The organism is Kitasatospora sp. NPDC059803 (assembly GCF_042732255.1).
GTDB lineage: Bacteria > Actinomycetota > Actinomycetes > Streptomycetales > Streptomycetaceae > Kitasatospora.
Genome location: NZ_JBHWIJ010000457.1, coordinates 1 through 4,338, shown reverse-complemented (window position 1 = coordinate 4,338; position 4,338 = coordinate 1). Strand labels below are relative to the sequence as shown.

Annotated in this window: 6 protein-coding genes; all 6 read right to left on the bottom strand. The window is 73.5% G+C overall.

Annotated elements, in window-relative coordinates:
- Positions 1–97: 97 nt before the first annotated feature.
- Complete coding sequence (tatC, locus tag ACFV6I_RS37965) at positions 98–988, bottom strand: twin-arginine translocase subunit TatC (protein WP_380345068.1); 891 nt, start codon at positions 986–988, stop codon at positions 98–100.
- A 127-nt stretch (positions 989–1,115) separates the two neighbouring features.
- Positions 1,116–1,433, bottom strand: a complete 318-nt coding sequence (gene tatA, locus ACFV6I_RS37960; RefSeq protein WP_380430678.1) for a Sec-independent protein translocase subunit TatA — start codon at positions 1,431–1,433, stop codon at positions 1,116–1,118.
- Between the two features lie 315 nt (positions 1,434–1,748).
- Entirely contained in the window at positions 1,749–1,925 is a 177-nt protein-coding gene (locus ACFV6I_RS37955; RefSeq protein WP_380430675.1) for a hypothetical protein, read from the bottom strand.
- A gap of 53 nt (positions 1,926–1,978) precedes the next feature.
- Entirely contained in the window at positions 1,979–2,209 is a 231-nt protein-coding gene (locus ACFV6I_RS37950) for a hypothetical protein (protein ID WP_063346907.1), read from the bottom strand.
- 3 nt (positions 2,210–2,212) lie between these two features.
- Positions 2,213–3,160 carry a WYL domain-containing protein gene (locus ACFV6I_RS37945; protein WP_350878052.1) on the bottom strand — a complete coding sequence of 316 codons (948 nt, stop codon included), beginning with the start codon at positions 3,158–3,160 and terminating at the stop codon, positions 2,213–2,215.
- Positions 3,161–3,186: 26 nt separating this feature from the next.
- Positions 3,187–4,179, bottom strand: coding sequence for a YafY family protein (locus ACFV6I_RS37940; protein ID WP_063346908.1), 993 nt, complete (start codon positions 4,177–4,179; stop codon positions 3,187–3,189).
- Between the last annotated feature and the right edge of the window lie 159 nt (positions 4,180–4,338).

The following is a 4,338-nucleotide window of genomic DNA, read 5'->3' as shown; positions in this document are numbered from 1 at the left end:
CAAAAAAAAACGCCCGCCCACCCGGGGGCGGCCCCCCAACCCCCCCCGGCCCCCCGGCGGCGGGGGGGGGGCCGGGGCCTCAGGGTGCGCTACCGGCTCAGGTGATGTCGTCGATCTGCTCGTGACGGGCGGCGGGCACCGGGGCGCCGGCCGTCGGCGCGGCCGAGGCCTGGACCATCTCCGTACCGGCCACCGGCTGCACCGAGAGGTCCAGCTCCGAGGCCTCCTCGTCGCTCAGCCCGGCGTCGGGGTTGCGGCGCTCCTTGCGCCTGTCGTTGAAGATCGCGATGCCCACCGCGAGGAAGTAGAACGCCCAGATCGGCGCGGCCAGCGTGAGCATGCTCACCGGATCGGCGCTCGGGGTGGCGAAGGCGGCGAAGACCGTGATGCCCATGACCATGCCGCGCCACCAGCCGAGCAGCCGCTTGCCGGTGACCATGCCGACCATGTTCATCATCACCAGCAGCAGCGGGAACTCGAAGGCCAAGCCGAAGACCAGCACCATCCGGGTGGCGATGTCGAGGTAGTCCTCGGGCGGCAGGATCGGCGTGGTCTTGTCCGGGGTGAACGAGATCAGCACGTCGACGGTGGTCGGCAGCACCAGGATGGCGCAGCCCACACCGGCCAGGAAGAGCGGCGCCCCGCACAGCATGAAGATGACGGCGTACTTCTTCTCGTGCCGGTGCAGACCGGGTGCCACGAAGGCCCAGACCTGGTAGAGCCAGATCGGCACGGTCGCGACCACACCGGCCGTCAGCGACACCTTGAGCATCCAGGTGAAACCGGCGGTCAGACCGATGTTGGAGACCTGGGCGCACTTGCCCTTGAACTGGTTGGCGGTCTCCGGTGTGCAGCGCGGCAGCGGCTCCAGCAGGAAGTTCTCGATCTGCCTGTGGTAGATCGCCGCCACGATGGTGATCACCACGATCGCCAGGACCGACTTGACCACGCGGTTGCGCAGTTCCCGCAGGTGGTCGGTGAGGGCCATCCGCCCCTCAGGATCCTTGGACGCCTTCGACGCCTTGGAGAGCTTGCTCAACCCCGGTCCTCAACTCGTGCGTCGAGGCCCGCCGGTCGACGGGCCTCCGTGGTCGCGTTCGTCACGTGCGCCGCGCTCAGCGCGGGCGGTCGCTGTCGGCCGCGGACGGCCCGGCGGCGGGCTCGGCCACCGGGCGGGCGGTGCCCGAGGCGCCCGGAGCGGCCTGGATGGTCCTGGCCGCGGTCGTCGCCGAACCGCCGTCGACCCGGGGCGCCGGAGGCGGCGTCGCGGCGGCGTCCTCCTCGGCGCCGTCCGAGCGCATGGCCTTGGTCTCGCTCTTCAGGATCCGCATCGACTGCCCGAGCGAGCGAGCCAGGTCGGGCAGCCGCTTGGCGCCGAACAGCAGGACGGCGAAAATCACGACCACCACGATCGCGGTCATCGAGATGCGCATTGCGCGACCAACCTTCACTCATGGCGACCCGTCGGGCCCCCCGCCGCGGATGGTAACCGCTGCGGATGACGCCACGACGACGGCCGCCCGAACAGGACAGCGGCCCCGGTTCGCAGTTCAGGAGCCATCTGCAGGAGCCATCTGAGAGCGTAACCCGCCCCCGCCTCCCCGCAGCAGCCCCCGTACCACCGACGGCCCTCCTGTGCTACCGAACAGGCGCTACCAAACGGGCGCTACCAAACGGGAACAACCGGACGGCCACCACCGGACGGCCTCACCCGGCGGGCACCACCCGAGGGGTGCCACCGGACGGCCCTACCGCCCCGGTACGGCCTCCGCCAGCTCCCCCGCCACCTCGGCCAGCGCCCGCGAGGCCGCGTCCACGCCCTTGGCCAGCGCCCGCACGTCCAGCCAGAGCCGGATCGCGAGCACCCCGAGGACCAGCAGGCCCGCGGTGGCGAGCAGGACGGCGGCGACGAGCATCCAGGACATGCGCCCACCCTATCGGGCCCGGCCCCCCGGCCCGGTCCGCAGGAGAGCGCCCGCTACCCCTCGGCCGGGACGAGCCGCATGGTGCGGACCCCGGCCCCGACGAGCGCCGCGACGATCTTCTCCCCGGCCGGCTTGCGCACCGCCGCCCCGCAGAGCGGGCAGCCGAAGCTGTAGTGCGCCTGGGCCGGGGTCCGACCGAGGGTCAGCCGGAACTCCTCCGCCGGGAGCTCGACCTTCTCCCGGCACTCGGAGCAGTACACCTTGAATCTGGTCCCGGGCTCCACCGATCAGACCCGCCCCTCCCCGTCGGCGACGGTCTGCTCCCCGTACGCGGCCAGCGCCTCCAGGGCGGCCGCACGGGCCTGCCCGGCCAGCCCGGGCGGCGAGACGATCCGGCCGTCCCGGCCCAGCCGCAGCGCCAGCGGGCGCAGTTGGGAGGGGTCGGCGCTGCGCAGGGTGATCCGCAGCCCGCCGTCGGGCAGTTCCTCGGCCCGGTCGTGGGTGTAGTACTCGGCCACCCAGCGCCCGCCGGAGGAGACCTCGACGACCACCTCGGGGTCGTCCGCGGACGGGTTGACCAGCCCGCCGCTCAGATCGCGCGGCTCGCGCCGGGGCGGGTCGGCGGGGACGTCCAGCACCCGGATCTCGGCGACCCGGTCCAGCCGGAACATCCGGTGGTCCTCGGAGGTGCGGCACCAGGCCTCAAGGTAGGTGTGGCCCTCGGTGAGCAGTCGGATCGGGTCGACCTCGCGCTCGGTCATCCCGCCGCGCCCGTGCGAGTAGTAGCGCAGCCACAGGCGGCGCCCCTCGCTGAGCGCGCGGTCGATGTCGGCGAACACGTGGCCCTCCGCCTCGAAGGTCACGCCGACCCGGGCGCTGCCGGCGGCGCTCTCGCCCGCCGCGTTCTCGATCTTGACGACGGCCCGGGTGAGCGCCTCCCGGTCGCCGGCCCGCAGGCCGGGCAGCCCGGCCACCGCACGGGCGGCGACCAGCAGCGCGGTGGCCTCGTCGGCGGCGAGGCGCAGCGGCTGGGCCACGTCGTCGACGTTGTGCCACCAGATCCGCTCGCCGTCGGTGTCGATGTCGAGCAGGTCGCCGCCGCGGAAGCTGGTGCCGCACATCGGCAGCACGTTGAGGTCCCCGATCAGCTCGCGCTCGGAGATCCCGAACGCGCGGGCCACCTCGGCCACCTCGGCGCCGGGGCGCTCGCGCAGGTAGGTGACCAGCGACAGCATCCGCCGCGTCTGGTCGATCGCGTTGCTCACGCCTGAACCCCTCCGCTTCCGTTCACCACGTCCAGCCCGGCCACGGCCCGCAGCCGGTCGATCACGTCGGCCCGCAGCTCCTCGGGCCCGAGCACCAGCACGTCCGGCCCGAACTCGGCGAGGTCGGCGCCCAGCCCGTTGCCGTACGGGATCTCCAGCTCGTCCCAGCCGTCGTCCACCCGCGCGCTGCTCAGCGCCTTGGTGCGCAGCGGGAAGCCCGCTCCCCGGCGGACCCGGACGGTGGCGGTGGCGGTGGCGCCCTCGCCCGCGAACTTGGCGACGGTGGCGCGGACGTCGACGTGCTCGGGCACGGTGCCGAGGAAGGCGCCGGCCTTGGCCCGGACCTTGCCGGTGATCCGGCTGAGTCGGAACACCCGGGCGTCGCCGCGGTCGCGGTCCCACCCGGCCAGGTACCAGTGCCCGCGCCAGCACTCCAGCGCCCACGGCTCGACGGTGCGCAGCTCGCCGGCGGCGGCGCCGGCCTTGCGGTACTCGAAGCCGACCGGGCGGCGGTCCCGGGCGGCGGTGAGCAGCGGCTCGAACGCGGCCTCCCTGGCGGGGATGCGCGGCTCCAGGGCGGTCCGGCCCTCGGGCTCGGCGAACGGCACCCCGGCGGCACGCAGCTTCTGCAGCGCGCCGCTGGCCGCGCCGGACATCTTGGCCTGCTGCCAGACCCGGGCGGCCAGGGTCAGCGCGGCCGCCTCCTCGGCGTCCAGCGCGATCTCGGGCAGCCGGTTGCGGTCGGCGCGGGCCAGGTAGCCGAGTTCGCCGTCCAGGGCGCTCTCGTCGACGTCGATCACCAGGCCGAGTTCGCGCAGGTCGTCCTTGTCCCGCTCGAACATCCGGTTGAAGGCGTCCTCGCTGCTGTTCTGCCAGGCCTCGCGGTACGCCTCGATGGATTCCCGCAGCTCCTTCTTGGAGAGCGGACGTCTGGTGTTCATCAGGCACAGGGCGAGATTCATCAGCCGCTCTGCCTTGGCGATCGCCATCGCTGACCCTTCCGGTGTGCCGCGCGTGCGCGGGGTGCGCGGGGTGCGCGGGGTGCGCGGGGTGCGCCCGCCGGGAGGTCGTCACCCGGCGGGACCGACCGTACCGGTAGCGGTACGCAGTGCAAAAGCCGCCTCCGGAGACGACCGTGGGCCGAACCC